Genomic DNA, 23,253 nt, shown 5'->3' on the forward strand with positions numbered 1-23,253 from the left:
CGTATGCCGTGCGGCTGCGCGTTGCACGCCGAAGGTGCTGCGTCGCACCATCATCGAGCCTTCGTGCATCGGAATGCGTCGGCGCCCGGCGTGCAGCGAATGTGGCAAGACGCGCGGCAAGCCCGCAGCGCGGGGCGCTGCGGAAGTTCTGACCGAATGGCATGGGCCTTGCATTAATGGGGCTACGGATCAACGGCGATCCTGCCAGCTTGCAGCAAGCACTCTGTTTCCCGATTACTGGTTTTGGACAACGGCGTCCCCCGAATACAGTCGCAGCAGCGATTGCATCCGCGGGACGCTTTTTTATTGCCGGACACATCATGTCGCGAACCGCATCGCAAACGAATCAAGCCTCTGTCATGAACGTGGTCGTAATCGGTCACGGAATGGTCGGTCACAAACTGGTCGAGTGTCTCGTCGACGATCCGAAGGCCGCGATGCACATCACCGTGCTGTGCGAAGAGCCGCGTCCCGCCTACGACCGCGTGCATCTGTCGGAATTCTTTGCGGGCAAGTCCGCGGACGACCTGTCGCTTGTCGAGCCGGGCTTTTTCGAGCGCGAGAACGTGCTGCTCAAACTCAATGCGAAAGCCGTGTCGATCGACCGTGATGCGCGCACCGTGACGCTTGCCAGCGGCGAAACGCTCGCCTACGACAAGCTAGTGATGGCCACCGGCTCCTCGCCGTTCGTGCCGCCGGTGCAGGGCCGCGAGCGGCGCGACTGCTTCGTCTACCGGACTATTGAGGATCTCGAAGCAATGCAGGAGTGCGGCGCGCGCTCGAAGACAGGCACGGTGGTCGGCGGCGGCCTGCTGGGTCTGGAATGCGCGAAGGCGCTGCGCGACATGGGCCTGCAAACGCACGTGGTGGAATTCGCGCCGCGCCTGATGGCGGTGCAGGTGGACGAAGGTGGCGGCCGCGTACTGCGCACGAAGATCGAGGAACTCGGCGTGAGCGTGCACACGCAGAAGAACACCACGGCGATTGTCGACGGCGAAGCGGGCACGCACCGCATGCTGTTCGCCGACGGCACGCATCTGGACACGGACATGATCGTGTTCTCCGCCGGCATCCGTCCGCGCGACGAACTCGCGCGCGCGTGCGGTCTGGAACTGGGCCCGCGCGGCGGCGTTGCGATCGATTCAAGCTGCCGCACGAGCGACCCGCACATCTACGCAATCGGCGAATGCGCGGCGTGGAACGGCATGGTCTACGGTCTCGTGGCGCCGGGCTACGACATGGCGCGGGTGGCGGCAAAACATCTGCTGGGCAACGACGCGACCTTCGCGGGCGCCGACATGAGCACCAAGCTCAAGCTGATGGGCGTGGACGTGGCGAGCATCGGCGACGCACACGGCACGACGCCGGGCAGCCGCGCCTACCAGTTCAGCGACGAGCGCAAGCAGATCTACAAGAAGCTGGTGGTCTCCGAGTCGGGCAAGGAGCTGCTCGGCGCGGTGATGGTCGGCGACGCGAGCGAGTACGGCACGCTGCTGCAGATGATGCTCAACGGCATCGCGCTGCCGGAGTCGCCGGAATTCCTGATCCTGCCGCAAGGCGACGGCGAAGCGAAGCCGGGCCTCGGCGTCGACGCGCTGCCCGAGAGCGCGCAGATCTGTTCGTGCAACAACGTGTCGAAGGCGCAACTGTGCGCGGCAGTGGGCGCGGGCGCGACCGACATCGGCGCGCTCAAATGCGCGACCACTGCGGGCACTTCGTGCGGCGGCTGCGTGCCGCTCGTCACCCAGGTGATGAAGGCCGAAATGAAGAAGCAGGGCCTCGCCGTGAACAATCATGTGTGCGAGCACTTTGCGTATTCGCGCCAGGAGCTCTTTCATATCGTGCGGGTGGAGGGCGTGCGCAGCTTCGGCGAACTGCTCGCAAAACATGGCCACGGTCTCGGCTGCGATATCTGCAAGCCGGTGGTGGCAAGCATTCTTGCGTCGTGCTGGAACGAATTCGTGCTGAAAAAGGAGCACGCGTCGTTGCAGGACACGAACGACTACTACCTCGCGAACATCCAGCGCGACGGCACCTATTCGGTCGTGCCGCGCATGCCGGGCGGCGAAGTGACGCCCGATGGTCTGATTGCCGTCGCGCAGGTCGCGAAGAAATACGGCCTCTACACGAAGATCACGGGCGGCCAGCGCGTGGACCTGTTCGGCGCGCGCGTCGAGCAGTTGCCGCTCATCTGGGAAGAGCTGATTGCAGCGGGTTTCGAATCGGGGCACGCGTACGGCAAGTCGCTGCGCACGGTGAAGTCGTGCGTGGGCTCGACGTGGTGCCGCTATGGCGTGGGCGATTCGGTGGGACTCGCGGTGGAGCTGGAGAACCGCTACAAGGGCCTGCGCACGCCGCACAAGATCAAGTTCGGCGTGTCGGGCTGCACGCGCGAATGCGCGGAAGCGCAGGGCAAGGACGTCGGCGTGATTGCGACGGAAAAGGGCTGGAACCTGTACGTCTGCGGCAACGGCGGCATGAAGCCGCGCCATGCGGAGCTGATCGCGTCGGATCTGGATCGCGACACGCTGGTGCGCTACATCGACCGCTTCCTGATGTTCTATGTGCGTACCGCCGACCGTCTGCAACGCACGAGCGTGTGGCGCGAGAGTCTGGAAGGCGGTCTGCAGTATCTGATCGACGTGGTGGTGCATGACAGGCTGCAAGTCGCCGCGGAACTCGAGGCGGACATGCAGCGCGTGATCGATACGTACGAATGCGAGTGGAAGAAGGCGGTGAGCGATCCGGAGACACGCAAGCGCTTCCGTCACTTCGTCAACAGCGACGCAACGGACAGCACGGTGAGCTTCGTGAAGGAGCGCGGCCAGATCCGGCCGGCGACACCCGACGAGCGTCAGTCGAAGCTTGCTGCGATTCCTGTCGTCGTGGAAACAGTGTGATTTTTAGCGTGATTGGAAAGGAGCCACGCCATGAGTAACGACCGCTTGCCGCAAACCTGGACACCCGTTTGCACGCTCGACGACATTGTGCCCAACACGGGCGTCTGCGCGCTCGTCAACGGTGAGCAGGTTGCCGTCTTTCACGTGACCACGGACAACGACAAGGCGGCCGTCTACGCGATCGAGAACTACGATCCGGGCTCGCGCGCGGCGGTGCTCTCGCGCGGGCTGATCGGCAGCCTCGGCGAGCGTGTCGTGGTGGCCTCGCCGATCTACAAGCATCACTTCGATCTGCGCACGGGCGAGTGTCTGGAAGCTCCCGAGAACTCGGTCAGCGCGTATCCAGTGCGCGTGGAAAGCGGCAAAGTATGGGTCGCCGCATGACATACGGCACCGACGCACCGTCACCGGCGGAGGCATTGCCCGCTGCGCCCGCGCGTGCGCGGCTCGTCGTGATCGGCAACGGCATGGCCGGCATGCGCACCGTCGAGGAACTGCTGCAGCTCGCGCCGGATCTCTACGACATCACCGTGTTCGGCGCGGAGCCCTACGGCAACTACAACCGCATTCTGCTTTCGCCGGTGCTGGCAGGCGAGAAGACGGTCGACGACATCATCCTCAATACGCGCGACTGGTATGACGAGAACGGCATTCGCCTGTATGCGGGCGATCCGGTGGTCGCAATCGACCGCCGGCGCCGCATCGTGCGTGCACAGAGCGGCATCGAGGTGGGCTACGACCGACTTCTGATTGCCACCGGCTCCAAGCCGTTCCTGATTCCGGTGCCGGGTCACGATCTGCCTGGCGTGATCGCGTTTCGCGACATTCAGGATGTCGAAACGATGCTCGAGGCGGCGCGCAACCATCGTCATGCGGTGGTGATCGGCGGCGGACTGCTGGGTCTTGAAGCCGCGAACGGACTGCTGCGCCAGGGGATGTCGGTCACGGTCGTGCATGTGATGGACAGCCTGATGGAGCGTCAATTGGATCGCAGTGCGTCGGCGTTGCTGCAACAGGCGCTCGAGCGCAAGGGTCTGCGTTTCCTGCTGAAAGCAAACACCACGGCCATTGTCGGGCCCGAACGTGTGCGCGCCGTGCGTTTCGACGACGGCAGCGAAATTCCCGCCGATCTCGTCGTGATGACGGCCGGCGTGCGCCCCAACATCGAGCTTGCGAAGCAGAGCGGACTGCATTGCGAACGCGCGATCGTGGTCGATGACACGTTGCAGACCTACGATCCGCGCATCTACGCGGTGGGCGAATGCGTGCAGCACCGCATGGCGACTTTCGGTCTGGTGGCGCCGATCTGGGACCAGGCGCGCGTGTGTGCCGCGCATCTCGCAGGAGCGGGGCATCGCCGCTACGTGCAGCGCGCGACGGCCACGCGGCTCAAAGTCACAGGTGTCGAACTGTATTCGGCCGGCGATTTCATCGGCGGACCGGACAGCGAAGACCTCGTGCTGCGCGATCCGCGACGCGGCGTCTACAAGCGTCTCGTGATCGAAGACAACCGCGTGATCGGCGCGGTGCTGTACGGCGACGTCAAGGAAGGCGCGTGGTATTTCGAACTGATTCAGAACCGCACCGACATTTCATCGCTGCGCAGCCACCTGCTGTTCGGCAAAGCCTTGTGCGAGGCGCAGGCTGCCTGACCTGGAATACACCGTGAGTTTCCCCATCACAATCTCGAGCATGTCTGGCAGCGGCGAGGCTGTCAGGACCACCTGTCCATACTGCGGCGTCGGTTGCGGCGTACGCGCCAGTGCGCGCCCGGACGGCGGGCATGACATAGCGGGCGACGAGTCGCATCCCGCGAACTTCGGTCGCCTGTGCGTGAAAGGCTCGGCGCTTGGCGAAACCGTCGGGCTCGAAGGGCGGCTCCTGCACCCGAAGATGCGCGAGCCCGCGAGCGGCGCGTTGCGCACCGTGTCGTGGGACGATGCACTCGATGCAGTCGCTGGTGGTTTCCGGCGGATCATCGACGAACACGGACCGGATGCCGTCGCGCTCTACGTGTCGGGCCAGTTGCTGACCGAAGACTACTACGTCGCGAACAAGCTGATGAAGGGCTACGTCGGCAGCGCGAACATCGACACCAATTCGCGTCTGTGCATGTCGTCCTCCGTTGCGGGACACAAGCGCGCGTTCGGCGAAGACCTGGTGCCGGTGTGCTACGAAGATCTCGAACTCGCCGACCTGGTGGTGCTGGTCGGCTCGAATACGGCGTGGTGTCATCCGATCCTGTTCCAGCGGATTCTCAAGATGAAGGAGGCGCGGCCTGAGCTGAAGGTGGTCGTGATCGACCCGCGCTACACCGCGACCTGCGAGATGGCCGATCTGCATCTGCCGCTCAGCGCGGGCACCGACGTGCGCCTTTTCAATGGACTCCTGAGCTTTCTCGCGGAGCACGGCGCGACAGACGCACAATTCGTCGATGCGCATACGAGCGGTTTCGCGCAGGCGTTGGCGGCCGCCTCGGCGGAGGCGCCAGGCGGCTTCGACCTCGCGCAATGCGCGAAGGCGTGCAAGGTCGACCCGCATGATCTGCTCGAGTTCTACCGTCTGTTCGCCCGTACCGAGCGTGTGATTACGGTGTATTCGCAAGGCGTCAACCAGTCGAGCTCGGGCAGCGACAAGGTCAACAGCATCATCAATTGCCATTTGTTGACGGGGCGCATCGGCAAGCCTGGAATGGGGCCGTTTTCCTTCACCGGCCAGCCGAACGCAATGGGCGGGCGCGAAGTTGGCGGCCTCGCGAACACGCTCGCCGCGCATCTGGAACTGGACGACCCGCGGCATCGCGAGCTCGTTCAACAATTCTGGGGCGCGCCGGTTATCGCGTCGCGTGCAGGGCTCAAGGCCGTGGAGCTGTTCGAAGCCGTCGAGCAAGGCCGCGTCAAGGCGGTCTGGATCATGGGCACCAATCCGGTGGTGAGCCTGCCCGACAGCGATCAGGCGAAGCGTGCACTCGCGCGCTGCGAACTGGTGGTCTGCTCGGACATTGTCGAAAGCACGGACACCAATGCGCTCGCGCATGTCTTGTTGCCCGCGCTTGGCTGGGGCGAGAAAGACGGCACAGTGACCAATTCGGAGCGCCGCATTTCGCGCCAGCGTGCATTTCTGCCGGCGCCCGGCGAAGCGCGCGCGGACTGGCAGATTATTTGCGACGTGGCGCGGCGCATGGGTTATGCGGGCTTCGAGTTCGCGAGCCAGCACGAGATTTTCGACGAGCATGCGCGCTTGAGCGCATGGCGCAACGCAGGCGGGGAGGCGGCACCGCGAGTGGGCGACAATGGCGGCGTACTGAGCGGCGTACTGAGCGGCGTACTGAGCGGCGTACTGAGCGGCTTACAGAGCGGCTTACAGAGCGGCTTACAGAGCGGCGTACAGAACGGCGTACAGAACGGCGTACAGAACGGCGGCGAGCACAACCGCACCGTGCATCGCGCTTTCAACCTCGCGGGACTCGTAGGTCTCGGCCGCGACGGCTATGCGTCGCTGGAGCCGGTGCAGTGGCCCGTGCGTGCGGGCGGCGAGCACACCGCGCGTCTTTTCGACAACGGCCGTTTCAGCCACGCGGACGGCCGCGCGCGCTTTATCCCCACGCCGCCGCGCGCGCCTGCTGATGCGCCGGACGACGACTATCCGCTCACGCTGAACACCGGCCGCGTACGCGACCAGTGGCATACGATGACTCGCACCGGCAAATCGGAAAGGCTCGCCGGGCACGTGACCGAAGCATTCGTCGACATGCATCCGCAAGATGCGCTGCTGTGCGGCGTGCGCGAAGGCGACCTTGCACGCGTGTCGAGCCGCTGGGGCGCGATGGTCGCACGTGTTCAGTACGGCGGCGGCATGCCGCGCGGCAGTGTGTTCGTGCCGATTCACTGGAACGATCAGGTGGCCTCCGACGCGCGTGTGGGAGCCGTGGTGAACCCGGCGGTGGACCCCGTTTCCGGCGAGCCGGAGTTCAAGCACACGCCGGTGCGGGTCGACAAGTTTCATGTCGCGTGGCACGGCTTTTCGCTCAGCCGCCGCGCGCCGCGCCTTGACGGCGTGACGTACTGGACGCGCGTACAAGGAGCCCAGTTCGTGCGCTACGAACTCGCCGGGCGCGATCCGTCTGGCCAGCAGGGCGATCGTGGTGCGTGGGCGCGCGCGCTGTTCGGCGTGGACGACGCGCATGCCGACTGGCTCGAATACGAGGACCGCTCGGCGGGCGTCTATCGCGCGGTGCATCTGGTCGACGACCGTATCGAGAACTGCGTGTTTCTTTCTGCACGGCCCGAACTGCCGGCGCGCGAATGGCTCGCGAGCCTGTTCGCGAAGGAGAGGCTCGACGAGACGGAGCGCATCGGCGTGCTCTCCGGACAGTCGCTCGGCAAGGGCGCCGATACTGGGCCGACGGTCTGCTCGTGCTTCGGCGTGGGACGCAACACCATATGCACGGCAATTCGCGAGCAAGGTCTGAAGAGTGCCGCTGAGATTACCGCGTGTCTGAAGGCCGGCGGCAATTGCGGCTCGTGCGTGCCGGAGTTGAAGAAGCTGCTGGTCGATACGGCGCTGGCGCGGCTGAATGCTGCTTGAGCGGGACTGAGCGCGACTGTGCATGAACGAGCGCGACTGCGCATGACTGCGCGTGGCATGACCGTGACAGGAGTCGCGCCTGAAGCGCCTTCGCCGGGTAACCGTCGCGACTAGCCGGCCATGAATGCGATGCTGACGAGAGAACCTCTGCTGCGATGATAAAAAAACTGCAAACGCTGCTGCGCACGATCGACGTGGGCCGCGCATTCCACGACGAACACGAAGCCGGTGCCGCCCTGTCGCCGGCCAAGAATGACAGCGGCTCACACCAGCGGCATGCGGCGAGTCTGCGCCCGGCGCGTTTGCGCGGCCCATGGCGGCCGGCACGTGCGCGGGTGCGCGGCTGCGCGGCGACGTGTCGAGATCACGTGAAGCGTTAAGTGTGAAGCGCTGCCATCGGTTATTGAAATCCGCGTTAATTGGAAATATTCGCGTTATTCGAATACGCTGATTTTGCGCTAATAGTTAAAACGCATCACGATTGACCCAGGGACAAATGCGCCGCCAGTAAATATGTTAATACGCGGTTTCTCAGTTCAGATGTAAATCGCGCCTGCATATCTGAACGTCGCATTCAGCGGAACGCCGGGGTTCCTAACGTTTACTTCCTGTCTGGATAGCCTCTCACAACGGGCCTCGCAGGCTATCTTCCATACGATATGTTTAAATCGCCCCTATCACAGGCGGTGACTCAATGCATTTATTCATTGGCAGCAGCGGTACGCTTTCAGATTACAATAAGCATTCGGCACGGTGCTGCCAAATCAATAAGACGCAGAAAAACTAACCGGCTTTCATCTTTCTAGGGTGGCGCCCGGTAATTCCTTCCTGCGTGCAGACTAATAGAACATTGAGAGAGACAGATTATGCTAAGCCCGAAGGAGTTCGCCACCCTCATGCTGGTCAAGGCGGCTCCCGATCAGATTGATATGTGTCGCGAGGAGCTCGACACATTGCTGGAACGTCAGCTTGTCGCACTCGAAGAACTCGCTTCCGGACACCAGCGCCTGCATGTCACCGGCGCCGGGCATTCAGTGCTCAACGCAGTGGCGCGCAAACGCTAGCCGCGCAAAGCACGGTCGCATCGAAACATTGGCGAGAAGGTAGTGATGGACGAAGAACTGGTTAGCATCGTGATGGGCCTGGCGGTCCTCGTGATCGGCATCATCTTCGCGGTCGGCCACTACCGGCGCGAACATCGCCGCACGCAACTGCTGCGGCAACTGGATCACATGCCCATCTGGCATTGGCAGCGGCATCATCACCGTAATTGAGGCGAGCCCGGCCAGCCGCGTTCGCCGCGTTCCGGCGCGTGAGGGATTGACGCTATTTGCGGCCGGCGCGCACGAGCTGATAATGGACGGTTCCGACCGGACCCTGGCTCGATATGCGCGACCGAATCGACGACGAAATCACCTTCCGCAAACTGGAAGTGCTGCTTGCATTCATGCAGACCGGCAGTCTCGCCAAGGCGGCCGAGGTGCTGAACGTCAGCACGGTCAGCGTGCACCGCGCGCTGCATTCGCTCGAAAAGGGCGTGCGCTGCGCGCTGTTTCGCCACGAAGGCCGCAATCTCAGATCGACAGATGCCGCGCAAATGCTTGCCGACGTCGCCGACGAAGTCCTCACGCTGATGTCCGACGGCATTCGTGCCACGCGCGAAGCAGCGGGCTATTCGTCGGACCGCCTGAAGATCGGCTCGCTGTATTCGCTCACTATTAGGACCGTGCCCGGCATTGTCGTCGACATCAAGGTGCGGCGGCCCGCGCTGCAAGTCGAGCTGGTGCTCGGACCCAACGCGGAGTTGATCGAGAAACTCAAGCAGGGTGCAATCGACGCGGCCCTCATGGCCTTGCCGGACGCCGAGCCGGAGCTTGCCTCCGTTCCGCTTTTCGAAGACGACATTTTCTTCGCAGCGCCCGCCCATTCGCCGTACGCCAACCTGGAAGCGGTCGACCTGCGCGACTGTCGTGACGAGACCTTCGTCTCGCTCGGCGAGGGCTTTGCGACCTATCACGGCTTCCAGGAGGCGTTTCGCGTCGCCGGATTCACGCCCAACGTGACGATGCAGGTCGGCGACATCTACTCGTTGATGAACCTCGTGAGCGGTGGCGTCGGCTATACGCTGCTGCCCGGCCGCGTGCGGGGGGTGTTCGGGGAAAAAGTGCAGTTCATCCCGCTCAAGCCGCAATACCTGATGCGTCAGACCATCGGCGTCAGTTTTCTGCGGGCGCGCGAGCGCGACCCGAACCTGCTCGCGCTGATGGCCGTGTGCCGTCTGCGCACGAGAAACGAAGGGTGAGTGCGCGCTGAGCATTCTCGCTACGGACATTGCGGCGAGCAGACCATCCGCCCGCGTTCAACCGCCCACCAGCGCCCGCGTCGTGAAGAACAGCAGCGAAGGTCCGAGCAGGCAGCCTACGCCCGTGTGAAACGTCGCGATCAGCGCACCGTAAGGAACGAGCCGGCGGTCGGTGGCCGCGAGTCCCGCGCTCACGCCGCTCACGGTGCCCGCGAGGCCGCCGAAAATCATCGCGGAGCGCGGGGTTTTCAGGCCCATGAACCCGGCCGCGAGCGGCGTACCGACCATCACGATGATCGCCTTGATGAGTCCCGTTGCAATGCTGAGCGCGATCACGTCCGAGCTCGCGCCGATCGCCGCACCCGTCACCGGACCGACAATGTACGTGACCGCGCCCGCGCCGATGGTCGTCATGCTGACCGCATCGGTATAGCCGAACGCATGCGCGATGCTCGCGCCGACAATGAACGGCAGCACCGTGCCGAGCAGCAGCGACACCACGCCGATGAGCCCGGCCTTGCGAGCCTCGGTGGCCTGCACTTCGAAAGCGGTCGCGACAATCGCGAAGTCGCGCAGCATCGCGCCGCCCATCAGGCCGACGCCCGCGAAGAGCGGCAGGTCGGCCAGACCTTTCTGACCGGCGGTAAAGGCGCCGCCCAGATAGGCGAGCACGAGGCCGATCAGAATGGCGATTGCCGAGCCGTGCACGCGACCGAAGGTGAGCTTGCGCGAGATCTGCGAGGACACCCACATGATGAGCCCGACGAGCGCGAACGCGGTGACGAGGCCGTTGTGGATCAGTACTTTGTCGAGCATCTGGAGCATGGCTAGGTCCTCGTTCAGATTTCTTCGGGTTGCGCAACGTTGGCGAACGAGGTGCTGTCGCTGCCGGTGCGAGAGAGCACTGCGATGCAGCCGGCACACAGGGCCACCGCGCCCAACGCCGAAAGCAGCGCGACCGGCCCGCCCTTGAGCGCGGCCACGACGTTCTGGTTGGCCGCCATTGCCACCACGACGGGGATATACATCGCGCCCCAGAAGCCGACACCGGCTTCGGTTTCTTTCGGCAGCAGTCCTTTGCCGTGCAGATAGAGCCGCAGGAAGATCAGCAGCAGCATCGCAATGCCGACGCCGCCGACATTCGTCTTGACGCCTATCGCAGCTCCGAGCAGGTCGCCGAGGAAAAGCCCGGCGAGGTGGCAGAAAGCGAGCAACGCTGTTCCGTAGATGATCATCTCGTGTCTCCTGTCGACGGCGGTCGACGCTTGCTATGGTGTGATGCCCGGCTTTCGCGCGAGGCGCCTTGCCAGCCGGTTTTTGTCGGCCTTTTTGCGAGGCGGCTTTGTGTGGGCTGTGGCGCATGCGGGCGCGCCGCGACTGCCGGCCAGCGGATTTTTCCCACGACATGGCGCGAGTCTAGGGTAGACAGCGAAGCGGCTTCAATCACCTTCGGCAAGCGTTTGTTATCGTCAAGCTAACGATTCGCGGTGCGCGACGTGCAAAGCCATGTGGGGCGGGGCGCGCGCAGGAAGCGGCGGCGCTTAGGGGTTTTCCCTCGCAGGTGCGCTGACGACTCCCACGCAGAACCATCATGGAGTTCCGGCACCTTTGCTATTTGATTGGAGTTGCCGGATGAAAAGTGCGCGGGGCCGCCGCTGAGCCACTGCATGTGGCGCGATGCGCACTAGAGGAGTGCCGTTGCTTTCAGACGGCTGTCATTGACTGAGTACCCATTGCACGAGCGTGTGTGCATCTTCCGCCGAGATGGGCCCGCCGCGATCCGCGGGCAGCGGCATTGCCATGTCGCCCCAGTGCGCTTTGCCGCCAAGCCGCAGCTTGTGTTCGAGCATGATTCGCGCGTTGGGCTCGTTGCGGTAGCGTGCGGCAATCTGCTCGAACGACGGCGCAAGGAACGGCGCGTCGCGTGTATGGCAGAACATGCAGTGATGCTGGTCCACCAGCGCGGCGGGCTCGGGCTCCGCCTTTGCGGTCGCGGCAAACAGCATCAACGCGGCACATGCCAGCCGACAGCTACGGGATAAGGCGTTCATGGCATGCGCTCCTGTGCGGCGATTGAGTTGGTGGCCAGTCAGGCGATGTGAGGCGTTGCGTTGTATTGCGGTTGCGCTGCGCAGGTGCCCTCGCTATCGGGACCTCGGGCATGCGCGGCGACGCGTCGACTATCCGCATTCATTTACCAGGCAATGACCGGCGGCAGACGTCACGCGAGCGATCACACCCGCATGAGGCCCTCGTGATCCAGAATCCGGATGTTTTTGCCCTGTGCGTCGAGCAAACCCTCGCGCTGGAATCGGGACAGCATGCGGCTTACTGTTTCGAGCTTGATCCCGAGATAGCTGCCGATTTCCTCGCGCGTCATGCGCAGGTGGAATTCAGCCGGCGAATAGCCGCGCTTTCTGAGGCGCTCCGACAGATTCAGCAGGAACGTGGCCACGCGCTGTTCCGCCGACATTGTTCCGAGCAGCATCATCTGCGACGACTCGCGCACGATCTCGCCGCCCATCATGCGGTGCACGTGCTGCTGGAGCACCTTCACTTCGCGGCACATGGTTTCGAGCGGATGGAAAGGAATGATGCAGACCTTGCTGTCTTCCAGCGCGACCGCGTCGCAGCTGTGGCGGCCGAAGCAGACGCCGTCGAGCCCGAGCGAATCGCCGGCCAGATGAAAGCCGGTGACGTGCTCGCGACCGTCGCGGTGCATGACGACCGTCTTGAACGACCCGGCGCGCACGGCATAGATGTTCTGGAACGCGTCGTCGGCGCGGTAGATCGTCTCGCCCTGGCGGATGGTCCGCGACGGGCAGATCAGCGCTTCAATGCGCTGCAATTCCTCGGGCTTTAGCCCTTGCGGCATGCAGATCGGGCGCATCGAGCACGACGTGCAGCGCAGCGCGTCGTTACGCGGCGCGCGCTCGGTGGCGGACCGCTGCGCAGGTGTGGGCGCCGCGTGAAGCGGAATGAAAGTGCGCGAGCTAAGCGGATGCACGGCGACGTCAGACATGATGAGCTCCTGATTGAAGAACTGCGCGTGCATGATGCTGGCCGGCGATCCGCTGGACCGTGGCTCGCGCAAGTTCGAATTCGCGGGTCTTGTCGAAAAAGTAGTGAGCGCCGCCCGTCAGGCATGCTCGCCGGAACCACGCGCCGGAACGGTTGGTCAGCACCATCGCGATCACATGCGGCATGCGTTGCGCGAGCAACGCGAGCAATTCGAGACCGCTACCGCCGTTCAGACGCAACTCGGTCACCACCAGGTCGGCGGCGCCGGCCTCTATGCCGGCCAGCGCGGCGCCGGGCTCCTCCGCTTCGCCTACGATCTGCACGCCGTCCAGTGCGCCGAACAACGCGGCCATGCGGCGCCGCACAGGCGATGCTTCGTCGACCAGAAACACACGCAGTGCGGGGTGAGTGAGGCTTGTTGAGTTCATGGCTCGAAGTATCGGGCGCGCTGTCTCAAAATAAAATCGGCGCGCAGCGAACTTCGGGTAGGTAAGCGGGAAAGGCTGTAGGGAATTTCCTACAGCAAGCGTCGGAGTAGCGAGCGAGGCGCTCGCTAGCGGTCAGATGTCGTCTTCTTCGTCGTTGACCAGTTTGTGGCGCATTGCGTAGCGCACCAGCGCGGCTTCGTGCGGCATCTGCATTTTTTCGAGGATGCGCGTCTTGTAAGTGCTGACGGTCTTCGCGCTGACACACAGCTCGGTCGCGATCTCGGTGATCGTCTGGCCTGCGGCAATGCGCTTGAGCACGTCGAATTCACGATCCGACAGGCGCTGATGCGGCAGCAGGTCGGTGGGCTCGTTCAGGCTTTGCGCGAACCGCTCGGCCATCGCGAGGCTCACGTAGACGCCGCCCGCTGCCACCTTCGTCACCGCCGAGACGAGCTCCGCGCTCGCGCTTTCCTTGGTCAGATAGCCGGACGCGCCGGCCTTGAACGCGCGTACCGCGTATTGCTGCTCCGCGTGCATGGTCAGCACGAGAATGCGCAGCGCCGGCTTTTCGTCCTTGATCTGTTTGATCAGTTCAACGCCGTTGCGGCCCGGCATCGACAGGTCGAGCACCAGCACGTCTGCCGCGCAGGCGCGGATCAGCGCGACGGTGCTCGCGCTGTCGCTTGCTTCGCCGACCACCTCGAAGCCGCTCGCGCTTTTGAGAATGTGGCGCAGGCCGTCGCGCACGAGCGCATGGTCGTCGGCCACGAGGACCCGGGTCATGATTGCAACTCCTGCATTTGCACAGCCTCGGCTGGAATGGTGACGCTCAACACAAAGCCTTTGCCTTGCGCGGTGTGAATGTCGACGGTGCCGCCCAGCATGTGCGCGCGCTCGCGAATGCCGAGCAGGCCAAACGACTTGCCGGCCGGCTCGCCCCCGTTAGGCGAGCCAAGACCGTTGTCGGCAATGCGCAGCACGAAGCCCTCGTGTGCCGCGCGCAGGCTGAGCGTGACGAGCGTGGCGTCGGCATGGCGCGCGACGTTGGTCAGCGCTTCCTGCACGATGCGAAAGAGCGCAGTGGCGCCGGTGGGGCTAAAGCGCGCGTCGCCGGTTTCGATGTCGCGCTCCACGTCTATGCCGTAGCGGTTCGTGAAGTCGTTCGCAAGCCATTCGACCGCGGGAATCAGGCCGAGGTCGTCCAGCATAACCGGGCGCAGATCGGCGGCAATGCGGCGAACCGACGCTACCGTCACGTCGATCAGACGGCGCATGCCGTGCAAATGCTCGCGCACTTGCGCGCTCGCGGACGCGTCGAGCGCTTCTTCGACGGTCGAGATATCCATTTTCAACGCGGTCAGTTGCTGGCCGAGGTCGTCGTGCAGTTCGCGGGCTATGCGCGTCTTCTCGTCCTCGCGAATCTTCTGCAGGTTGGCGGACAGTTCGCGCAGTTCTTCGCGCGCGCGCTGCTGCGCCTGTTCGGCTCTGACCCGCTCGGTGACGTCGCGCAGCATCACGGTATAAAGACGTGTGTCGCCGTCGCGGATCTGCGAGATGGAGGCCTCGATCGGGAATTCCTCGCCGTTTGCACGCAGGCCGGAGAGCACCCGTTGCCGGCCCATTTGCCGGTCGGACACGCCCGTCACACCGAACTGTTCGACATGCCGCGCGTGCGCCGCGCGATACCGCTCGGGGATGAAGCGCGCGAGCGGTGCGCCGATCGCGTCCATTGCCGAGCAGCCGAAAACCTGTTCGGCCATCGGGTTGAAGAGCACGACACGCTGCTGTTCGTCGATGGTGATGATGGCTTCCATCGACGAACGGATGATCGCCATCATGCGCGCTTCGTTCACGCCCGACTGGCTGATTGCGGCGCTCGCTTCGCTGTACGCTGAAGAAGCTTCGCGCCGTGCGCGCACGAGCACGAACGCGCCGGTGGCGACGAGCAGGGCCGCGGCGATGCAGACCAGCAGCACCGGGTCGAACCAGCGCCGGGCCGCCAGCGCGAGCGCGAGCGTCACGACGAACGCCGCCCCCGCGGCAAACGCGGGCCGCGTGGCGAATCCATTCGACTGTTCGTGCGTTACGGCACGGCGCGGGGGGGGCGTCTTACCGCTCGCGGACATGTGCGCTTCCTGGCAATGAGTGCAAACCAGTTCAGCTTGCGCTGCCTGAGACCGCCGCCGCGGTGCGCATGCGGGCGAGCGCTTCAGTTGCCGGCAGGTTCACGGTCCGACTGGCGGTGAGCCGAGAATCTGCCGCGCGCAAAGCTGATGTTTATACTCATTGTCCGCGAAACGGCGGGTTCATGCCAGTGCGGTGCCGCGCAAAGCCGGCATTGCTAGTGTCGCCACAGGAAGCGGGCACGCGAGCGAGCCCTGCAGCGCTGTGCGCACCGGCCGCCTCGCTTATGACGGTTCCTTGAGCGCATCGCCCGCGATCGTAGCGGCGCCAGGCGATGCCGCGCAGCGAGCCGAAACCAGCAGCACCGGGCAGGTGGCCATGCGTACGAAGCGCTCCGCGACACTGCCGAGCATTAGCCGCTGCACGCCGCGCCGGCCGTGCGTTCCCAGCACCACCAGATCGGCGCCGAATTCCTGCGCGGCGAGCTGGATGCGGTGCGCGACGTCGTCGCCGCTGAGTTCGGTTTCGAGCATGCGCGGCGGGCCTTTGACGCCCGACGCGGCCATCAGCGCGGTGGCGTGGTCGAGCACCTGCTTGCCTTCGTCGACGAGCGCATTGCGTATCGACGACGGATCGTAGCCAGGCACGTCGTAGGCCATGAGGGGCACATCCACGACGAACACGGGTTGCAGCCGCGCTTCGGATTCGCGGGCGAGATCCACGGCGGCGGCGAGCGCCCGCGACGACGTTTCGCTGCCGTCCACGGCAACCAGAATCTTTTTGTACATGGCGAACACTCCTGAACGGGGAAAGAAAAGCCGCACTCAGTGCGACATCAATACGGGCACGGTCATCGACTTGAGAATGGTGCGCGTGGCGCCGCCCAGCATCAGTTCGCGCCAGCGTGCATGGCCGTAGCCGCCCATCACCAGCAAGTCGGCGCTGCTGTCCGCCGCCGCCGAAAGCAGCACTTCGCCGACCGGATCGTCCTTGGCCGTTTCGATGTCCGTGACTTCGACCGGCACGCCGTGCCGTGCGATCAGCGCCGCGATGTCCGCGCCGCGAACGCAGACACGGCCGCCCTGATACATGCCGTTGATGGTCAGGACAGTGGTCTTCTTCGCCTGGCGCATGAAAGGCAAGGCGTCGTGCACGGCGCGTGCGGCCTCGCGGCTGCCGTCCCACGCCACCAGAATCCGGCTGCCTGTCGTGCGTTCGTTGCGCGCATAGGGCACCAGCAAGACCGGACGTCCGCTCGTCAGGATCAGGTTCTCCGGGAAGAGATCGCCTACATACGATTCGGCGTCGTCGGGGTTGTCCTGGCCGGCCACGATCAGATCGGCGCAGCGGCCAAGACGCGGTACGGCATAGCTCGCGGACTCGTCGGTGGCGATCCATTCGCCCTGAACTTCCGCGCGCAGCAGCTCCGCGTGAAAGAGCCGCTCGAGCGCGGCTCGCCGTTCTGCGCGTCGCTCTTCGTGCTCACGGTAGTACTCGGCCGTGCCGGCCATCACGTAGAGCGAGCGCGGGTCCGGCGAAAACACGGCGAACACGGCCGTGAGATGCGCGCCGAACTGTCTGGCGAGCGACAGCGCGGTTTCGAGCCGCGGATGCGCGCTCAGGCTGGTGTCGAGGTGAACGACGATGGTCTTGAAGCTCATGGCGAATGCTCCACAAAGGGGACGACGCAGCGGCGAATGAGTTCGAGTCTAAGAACCGCGTGGTCTGCGGCGTTGATGCAGATCAACGGCGGCCAAGGCGGCCCGCCTCGCGGCGATGTTTGACCTGTGTCATGAACGGGCGCGCACTCGCGCCTAAGCTGGCGGGCATGCAGGGCGCTCGCGTATGCGCCGTGCGCTTTCCACACTGAAGGAGCGAGCCATGTCCGACCCCCGCGTCCTGATTGTCTTTTTCTCGCGCACGGGCACGACGCGCCGGCTTGCCACCGCGCTCGCCGGCCTGTCGTCCGCCGACGTCGAGGAGATCTGCGACTACACCGAGCGCCGCGGAGCGTCCGGCTATCTGCACTGTGTGTTCGACTCGTGGCGCAAGCGGCCCGCGGAAATCGTGCCGACCGGGCTCGATCCGTCGCAGTACGACCTCGTGGTGATCGGCACGCCGGTCTGGGCGGGCGCGGTATCGGCGCCGGTACGCGCGTACCTGCTGCAGAATCGCTCGAAGCTGCGCCACGTCGCCTTCTTCTGCACGTTGGGCGGACTGGGTGCCGAAGGCGTGTTCGACGAAATGCGCGCGCTCGCCGGCAAGGCGCCCGTCGCGCAATGCAAGGTGCGCGCAGCAGAAATCGAGCACGGTGTGGCCGCGGCAGCGTTCGAAGCGTTTGCCGCGACACTGAAGCAGCATCTCGCGCATGACCGGGCGCTCGAATGGGTCTGCTGAGGTCTGCCGACTCCGCTCTTCGCTTAACTCGCGGCCTGCCTAGAGCAGAAGCAGCAGCAACGCCGCGGCGCCCATCACCGCCGTGGCGATCCAGCCTAGCGCAAGCACCGGCCGGCTCGCGGTAAATGCTCCCATCACCGTGCGTCTGGACACCAGCAGCAGGATCACCACCATCAACGGTACGGCCACCACGCCATTGACCACGGCGCTGAACAGCAGCGCTTTCATCGGACTGATCGACGAGAACTGGATCGCCAGCGCAGCGAGCACGCTTACCGCGATGATCCCGTAAAAGCCGCGTGCGTCGCGTGGCTTGCGCTCGAGTCCTTCGGGCCAGCCGAGCACCTCGGTCAACGCATAGGCGCCCGAACCGGCCAGCACCGGCACGCCGATCAGCCCAACGCCGAGTATGCCGAGCGAGAACAGCAGGTAAGCGAAGTCGCCGACAAGCGGGCGCAATGCGCTTGCGGCCTGGGCGGCCGTGGCGATGTCGGTCACGCCTGCCGCGTGCAGCGTGACAGCGGTTGCGAGCATGATGAACCAGGCGGTCAGGTCCGAATACAGCATGCCGCTCCACGTATCCCAGCCGATGCGCTGCAATTCGGCGGGCGCTTCGCGGGCGTCGTCCACAAGCGGTGCACTGCCCGTGTGAGTATGCATGTCCTCGACTTCTTCCGATGCCTGCCAGAAGAACAGATACGGGCTGATCGTGGTGCCGAACACTGCAACCACCATGGCAGCCGCATTCGCGTTCAACTCCAGGTGCGGCCACACGGTGCGCAAGGCCACCTCGCGCCACGGCACGTGCACGACGAACAGCACCGCCGCATAGGCGAGCAGCGAAACGGTCAGCCACTTGAGAAAGGCAACGTAGCGGTGGTACGGCACGAAGATCTGCAATATCAACGTCGCGAGCGCGAAGAAGACGGTGCTCAGGTGCCGGTCGATGCCGCTCACGAGTTGCGCCGCCTCGCCCATCGCGGCGATGTCCGCGGCGATGTTGAGCGTGTTGGCGACGAGCAGCAGCGCCACCACAGCGTAGAGCACGGCCGGAGGAAACGCGTCCTTGATGTTGGCGGCGAGACCCTTGCCGGTCACGCGGCCGAGCTTTGCGCACATCAACTGCATGGCAGCCATCAGCGGGAAGGCGAGCGGCATGGTCCACAGCATGCCGAAGCCGAATTGCGCGCCGGCCTGAGAATAAGTGGCGATGCCGCTCGGGTCGTCGTCGGCGACGCCGGTGATGAGGCCTGGCCCCACGCGCGCGAGCGGGTGTTCGCGCAAGCGCGCAAGCGGCGCACGCAGCCCGTTGAGGACGGGTTCGGCGCGCGGCTGTTTCGGCTGGCTTGCGTCGGGCTCCACGGCGTGTCTCTCAGGAGGCGTGCGCGTCGCCGCGCGTTGCTGCCGCGCTGTGCGGCGCGATGGTTGGTGTGATTGTTGGCGCGATGGTTGGCGTGCTCGTTGGGGTGGTCGTGGGCGTGGTCGTTTGCTTGCTGGCCGGCGTGCCCGGATGCGTGCCCGGATGCGTGCTCAGTCGCGTGCCCGGTCGCGTGCCCGGTCGCGTGCTCGTCGGCCCCACGCTCAGTGGCCGGACAACGCCGAAGCCGCGCCGTACACCACGCGCGGATCGTGCTGACCCTTGTACACAGCCGGAGCGGATCGGTCGAGCCCGAGCAGCCGGTACACCGCGGTCTGCGCCGAGCGTACCGAATATTCGACCGTAAACACCACGTCGTTCGGCAACTCGCAGAACTGTCCGATGAATGCCAGGTTCGCCCAGCCCTCGGGCACCACTTGCGGCCGGTCGCCGGGTTTGCGCGGCAGGAACTGGCTCGTGATGAAGGGCATCAGGCAGGGAATGCAGATCGCGTCGTCGAGAATGCGCTGAGCCTGTGCGTCGATATGCAAATGTCCAAGCAGTTCCGTCATGATCTCGCGGCCTGTGCACTCGGCCATTGGTTTGGCGACGAAGTTGCCGGGCCGGTCGATAAAGAGCCCATAGCCCCATAACACCTGCACGTCCTTCGGCTGCCCGATGAAATGCGGCTGATGCGGCAGCACGATCGAAGCCAGCCAGTTCGATTGCGCAAAGGTGATCAGGCCGCCTTCGCCCGGCACGTTGCCGGTGAGATCGCGGATCAGGCGAAAGAGCGTGGGATCGTGCAGCGTCGCGGTGAACGAGAGCCACCGCGATTCGTCGACGTGATCGGCGAAAACGGACGGATGGCCGAACTCTTCTCGGCCCGCGGCAATGGTCTTCCACAACGCCCACGCGCCGCTGCAATCGTCGCGGTTGAAAGCGGGCGCGCGCTCCGTGGCGCCCAGGCTCGAGCCCGCCGTCATGGAGCCGAGCGTGACCATGACATGGTCGTGAGCGCCGAGCACGATCTCGTCGCGCCGCCTGTCGTGTTCGCAGACAATGGCCGCGACGCGGTTCAGCTCGCCGCTTTCGTCGTATCGCAGATCGATCACCCGCGTGTTGTTGAGAAAGACCACGCCGTGTTCGTCGAGCCACTTGCGCAGCGGCCGCACCATCGAATCGTACTGGTTGTAGACCGTGCGCATGATGCCGTGCAACTGGTTGAAGCCCGGCGTCATGTGCGCGAAGCGCAACAGGTAGCGGCGGAATTCGGCGGCGCTATGCCAGGGCTGGAACGCAAAGGTCGTGCACCACATGAGCCAGAAGTTCGTCGCGAAGAAGTCGGACTCGAAATGATCCGAGATGCGGCTGTTGCCGAGCAGCGCTTCCGGTTCGAACGAAAGACGGCCGAGGGCGAGCAGATGCGCTTCGGTGAGGCCGTAGACCGGCGCATCCTCGCGCTTGCCGTCGCGCACGAGCCGCGCTTTGGACGAGGTGCGCAGCGTCTCGTTCCAGTCGAAGATTTCCTTTGTCACGCTGCTTGTGCCGTCCAGCGTCGGAATGGAGTCGAACAGGTCGTAGGTGCACAGGTACTTGCTCTCCAGCATGCGGCCGCCGCGCACGACGTAACCGTCCTGGGGCGTGCCCCCGCCGTCCAGGCTGCCGCCCGCCTTGCCGAGCGATTCCAGAATCGTGATGCGGCAGCCGGGCACGTCGGCATCGCGAATCAGAAACGCGGCCGCGGCGAGCGACGCAATGCCGCCGCCGACCAAATAGAAATGGCCCGATTCGTCTGCCTGTGTGCGGGCTTCAGCCGTGAGCGGATGACTGCCGGCGCGTTCGTAGTGGTGGTTCATTTTGGGGTCCCCGCGGGTAATGGCCGTGAACGTAGAGAACATACCTGTGCAGCCGGGACGCTCGTTGCGCTGGATCAATCAGGCGCGGCCTCGGGCAGGCCCGTTGCACGCCGGTCGCAGCACTGTCATGCCGTTGACGCAGGTCAATCGCCAGACATGGATACACGCCCATGATCTTTTCATCGACCCGCCGATGCCCGCGGCTTTCGCTGCACCGACGGTCGAGATCAGGCACAGCATGCGTGGAGGCAGTATGGGAATCGATATGCAGATCGTGTATCTCGGGTTTGCCGGGTCTGCGCAAATCGAGTCCGAGGCCGCGGCGCAACTGGTGCGCCTCGAGCGTTTCAGCCGCGCCATTTCCGGATGCCATCTCGCGCTCGAGGCGATCCGCGGGCAGGCACCGCAAGATGCAGAGAGTGCAGAGAGCGCGATTCACGAGCCGGAGCAGCGCCTGTTCGACGCGCGCCTCGATCTGGTGCTTCGCAGCGGGGAACTGGTGCCGGTCGAACATCGGCAGAGTGCGGATGCCGATCGGGCGGTGCATGAGGCTTTCGACGCCGCCGAGCGCATGCTCGAGCGTGAGACCGCACGGCGCTGAGCGCAGTTTTGCCACTTACTTTTTTCTGGAGCCTGTTATGTATTCGAACATTGTGGTGGCGCTCGACGGCAGCGACGCGGCAAAACGCGCGCTGACAGAAGCGATCCAGCTTGCGAAGCTCTCGCGCGGCAAGCTGACGGCTGTCTACGTGGTGGACCAGTCGGCGGCATTCACGTATGCGGGCGCCTGCGATCCGCATCTTCTGACGGACGCCGCGCGCCAGGTCGGCGTCACGCTGCTGCATGCTGCGCTCGAGCAGATGCGCGAACTGAACGTAGTGGGCGACACCGAGATCGTGGAAACGCAGGGCATTTCGGACGACATCGCGACCGCGTTGCTGCGCTGTGTCGAGCGACGCGGCGCGGACCTTGTCGTGATGGGCACGCATGGAAGGCGTGGCTTGCGGCGCATGGTCATTGGCAGCGTGGCGGAACGCGTGGTCCGCTTTGCGACGTGTCCGGTGCTGCTGATTCGCGAGCCCGAGGACGCAAGGCGTGAGGCGCGGGCGTGAAGCGCTGCGGGCGCCGCTCGCGCTGGTGGTCTTCGTCTTTCTGACGATTGTCGCCATGCTGCAAGCAGCGCACCCGCGCAACTCCTGACGAGTGGCTTTCAAGGTGCAAAACGACTCATCGCAGATGAACGCATATCAGCCAACCGCCGCGCCGGCCGCCAACGCGTTACCCGGACTCATGCAGGGGCCGCACGGCGAGCCGTCGCTGCTGCTGCAACTGGCGCTCGCGCGCGGGCCGCTGCGGGTCGCCGTGGTGCATCCGTGCGACAGCCCGAGCCTTGCCGCGCTCAGCGCGGCCTGCGGAGCCGGGCTGATCGATCCGCTGATCGTGGGTCCGCGCGAGCGCATCAAGGCGCTTGCGTCAGCGGCACATATCGAGCTGTCGGGCATCGAGATAGACGATGTGCCGCACAGTCACGCCGCGGCGGCGCGCGCCGTGCAACTGGCGGCTCATGCCGAAGTGCGGGCGCTGATGAAAGGCAGCCTGCATACCGACGAACTGATGGGCGCCGTCGTCGACGCGCAGTCCGGCTTGCGGACCGGCAAGCGCATCTCGCACTGCTTCCTCGTGCAACTGCCTTCGTATGCGCGTCCGTTCATCATGACCGACGCCGCGATCAACGTCACGCCGGACCTCGAACAGAAGCGGGGCATCGTTCAGAACGCAATCGACCTCGCGCACGCGCTCGGCCTCGCGCTGCCGCGAGTGGCGATTCTCAGCGCGGTCGAAACCGTCAATCCGCAAATGCGTTCGACGCTCGACGCGGCAGCGCTCTCGAAGATGGCTGACCGCGGGCAACTAAGCGGCGCGCTGGTCGACGGGCCGCTTGCTTTCGACAACGCCATTTCGGTGCGAGCCGCGCGTCTGAAGGGAATCGCCTCGCCGGTCGCGGGGCGCGCCGATATCCTGGTGGTTCCCGATCTCGAAGCCGGCAACATGCTCGTCAAGCAACTCGAGTTTCTGAGCGGGGCGGCGAGCGCGGGCATTGTCATCGGCGCGAAGGTGCCTATCGTGCTGACGAGCCGCGCGGACAGTGTGTCTGCGCGCATCGCTTCGTGTGCGCTGGCGGCGTTGTTGGCTCCTCGCGACGAGCGCGAGGATGGGTCAGGCCGTCTGCGCTCTGCGTGAATTGGGGGGCTTGAAGGCGCCCGCAGGCGCCCGGGGG

At 64.8% G+C, this 23,253-nt stretch carries 22 protein-coding genes; 11 read left to right on the forward strand and 11 right to left on the reverse strand.

Going from position 1 to position 23,253, the window contains the following annotated elements:
- The first annotated feature begins 359 nt into the window (after positions 1–359).
- From nirB to JNB89_RS15655, 7 genes are all read left to right on the forward strand, one after another.
- Positions 360–2,900 carry a nitrite reductase large subunit NirB gene (gene nirB / locus JNB89_RS15625; RefSeq protein WP_220362847.1) on the forward strand — a complete coding sequence of 847 codons (2,541 nt, stop codon included), beginning with the start codon at positions 360–362 and terminating at the stop codon, positions 2,898–2,900.
- Positions 2,901–2,930: 30 nt separating this feature from the next.
- A complete protein-coding gene (gene nirD, locus JNB89_RS15630; protein ID WP_013338946.1) occupies positions 2,931–3,284 on the forward strand; it encodes a nitrite reductase small subunit NirD in 354 nt (117 codons plus the stop codon).
- Entirely contained in the window at positions 3,281–4,552 is a 1,272-nt protein-coding gene (locus JNB89_RS15635; protein WP_220362815.1) for an NAD(P)/FAD-dependent oxidoreductase, read from the forward strand. The genes nirD and JNB89_RS15635 overlap by 4 nt, the downstream gene beginning before the upstream one ends.
- Before the next feature lie 40 nt (positions 4,553–4,592).
- Entirely contained in the window at positions 4,593–7,487 is a 2,895-nt protein-coding gene (locus tag JNB89_RS15640; protein WP_220362848.1) for a nitrate reductase, read from the forward strand.
- 866 nt (positions 7,488–8,353) lie between these two features.
- Complete coding sequence (locus tag JNB89_RS15645) at positions 8,354–8,551, forward strand: hypothetical protein (RefSeq protein ID WP_013338949.1); 198 nt, start codon at positions 8,354–8,356, stop codon at positions 8,549–8,551.
- Positions 8,552–8,596: 45 nt separating this feature from the next.
- On the forward strand, positions 8,597–8,761 hold the full coding sequence (locus JNB89_RS15650) for a hypothetical protein (RefSeq protein WP_013338950.1): 165 nt from the start codon (positions 8,597–8,599) through the stop codon (positions 8,759–8,761).
- Positions 8,762–8,874: 113 nt separating this feature from the next.
- Entirely contained in the window at positions 8,875–9,789 is a 915-nt protein-coding gene (locus JNB89_RS15655; protein ID WP_013338951.1) for a LysR family transcriptional regulator, read from the forward strand.
- 57 nt (positions 9,790–9,846) lie between these two features.
- On the opposite strand, the gene madM is transcribed toward JNB89_RS15655, so the two are convergent.
- From madM to JNB89_RS15700, 9 genes are all read right to left on the reverse strand, one after another.
- Entirely contained in the window at positions 9,847–10,614 is a 768-nt protein-coding gene (gene madM / locus JNB89_RS15660) for a malonate transporter subunit MadM (protein ID WP_013338952.1), read from the reverse strand.
- 14 nt (positions 10,615–10,628) lie between these two features.
- The gene (gene madL / locus JNB89_RS15665) at positions 10,629–11,024 is read right to left on the reverse strand and encodes a malonate transporter subunit MadL (protein ID WP_013338953.1); all 396 of its coding nucleotides are present in this window, start codon (positions 11,022–11,024) and stop codon (positions 10,629–10,631) included.
- A gap of 480 nt (positions 11,025–11,504) precedes the next feature.
- Positions 11,505–11,840, reverse strand: a complete 336-nt coding sequence (locus tag JNB89_RS15670; RefSeq protein ID WP_220362816.1) for a c-type cytochrome — start codon at positions 11,838–11,840, stop codon at positions 11,505–11,507.
- A 182-nt stretch (positions 11,841–12,022) separates the two neighbouring features.
- A complete protein-coding gene (fnr, locus tag JNB89_RS15675; protein ID WP_220362817.1) occupies positions 12,023–12,811 on the reverse strand; it encodes a fumarate/nitrate reduction transcriptional regulator Fnr in 789 nt (262 codons plus the stop codon).
- Positions 12,804–13,238: a response regulator gene (locus JNB89_RS15680; RefSeq protein WP_220362818.1), complete on the reverse strand. Its 435-nt coding sequence runs from the start codon at positions 13,236–13,238 to the stop codon at positions 12,804–12,806. Before JNB89_RS15680 ends, fnr begins: the two co-directional genes overlap by 8 nt.
- A 132-nt stretch (positions 13,239–13,370) precedes the next feature.
- A complete protein-coding gene (locus JNB89_RS15685; protein WP_135893431.1) occupies positions 13,371–14,021 on the reverse strand; it encodes a response regulator in 651 nt (216 codons plus the stop codon).
- Positions 14,018–15,364: a PAS domain-containing sensor histidine kinase gene (locus JNB89_RS15690; protein WP_220362819.1), complete on the reverse strand. Its 1,347-nt coding sequence runs from the start codon at positions 15,362–15,364 to the stop codon at positions 14,018–14,020. The genes JNB89_RS15685 and JNB89_RS15690 overlap by 4 nt, the downstream gene beginning before the upstream one ends.
- A 282-nt stretch (positions 15,365–15,646) precedes the next feature.
- Positions 15,647–16,150: a universal stress protein gene (locus tag JNB89_RS15695; RefSeq protein ID WP_220362820.1), complete on the reverse strand. Its 504-nt coding sequence runs from the start codon at positions 16,148–16,150 to the stop codon at positions 15,647–15,649.
- Positions 16,151–16,186: 36 nt separating this feature from the next.
- The gene (locus JNB89_RS15700; RefSeq protein ID WP_220362821.1) at positions 16,187–17,023 is read right to left on the reverse strand and encodes a universal stress protein; all 837 of its coding nucleotides are present in this window, start codon (positions 17,021–17,023) and stop codon (positions 16,187–16,189) included.
- A 220-nt stretch (positions 17,024–17,243) separates the two neighbouring features.
- Between JNB89_RS15700 and JNB89_RS15705 the strand changes: the two genes are divergently transcribed.
- The gene (locus tag JNB89_RS15705; RefSeq protein WP_220362822.1) at positions 17,244–17,759 is read left to right on the forward strand and encodes a flavodoxin family protein; all 516 of its coding nucleotides are present in this window, start codon (positions 17,244–17,246) and stop codon (positions 17,757–17,759) included.
- Between the two features lie 39 nt (positions 17,760–17,798).
- On the opposite strand, the gene JNB89_RS15710 is transcribed toward JNB89_RS15705, so the two are convergent.
- Both JNB89_RS15710 and JNB89_RS15715 read right to left on the reverse strand, forming a co-directional pair.
- Positions 17,799–19,121, reverse strand: coding sequence for an NRAMP family divalent metal transporter (locus tag JNB89_RS15710; protein ID WP_346656211.1), 1,323 nt, complete (start codon positions 19,119–19,121; stop codon positions 17,799–17,801).
- Between the two features lie 219 nt (positions 19,122–19,340).
- Positions 19,341–20,975, reverse strand: coding sequence for an oleate hydratase (locus JNB89_RS15715; RefSeq protein ID WP_223216771.1), 1,635 nt, complete (start codon positions 20,973–20,975; stop codon positions 19,341–19,343).
- Positions 20,976–21,228: 253 nt separating this feature from the next.
- Between JNB89_RS15715 and JNB89_RS15720 the strand changes: the two genes are divergently transcribed.
- From JNB89_RS15720 to JNB89_RS15730, 3 genes are all read left to right on the forward strand, one after another.
- Entirely contained in the window at positions 21,229–21,576 is a 348-nt protein-coding gene (locus JNB89_RS15720; RefSeq protein ID WP_013338964.1) for an HPF/RaiA family ribosome-associated protein, read from the forward strand.
- Between the two features lie 37 nt (positions 21,577–21,613).
- On the forward strand, positions 21,614–22,087 hold the full coding sequence (locus JNB89_RS15725; RefSeq protein WP_220362824.1) for a universal stress protein: 474 nt from the start codon (positions 21,614–21,616) through the stop codon (positions 22,085–22,087).
- Positions 22,088–22,211: 124 nt separating this feature from the next.
- A complete protein-coding gene (locus JNB89_RS15730) occupies positions 22,212–23,216 on the forward strand; it encodes a bifunctional enoyl-CoA hydratase/phosphate acetyltransferase (protein ID WP_220362825.1) in 1,005 nt (334 codons plus the stop codon).
- Positions 23,217–23,253 lie beyond the last annotated feature (37 nt).

This window comes from Paraburkholderia phenoliruptrix, from assembly GCF_019511605.1.
In the GTDB taxonomy this organism is placed as follows: Bacteria; Pseudomonadota; Gammaproteobacteria; order Burkholderiales; family Burkholderiaceae; genus Paraburkholderia; species Paraburkholderia phenoliruptrix_A.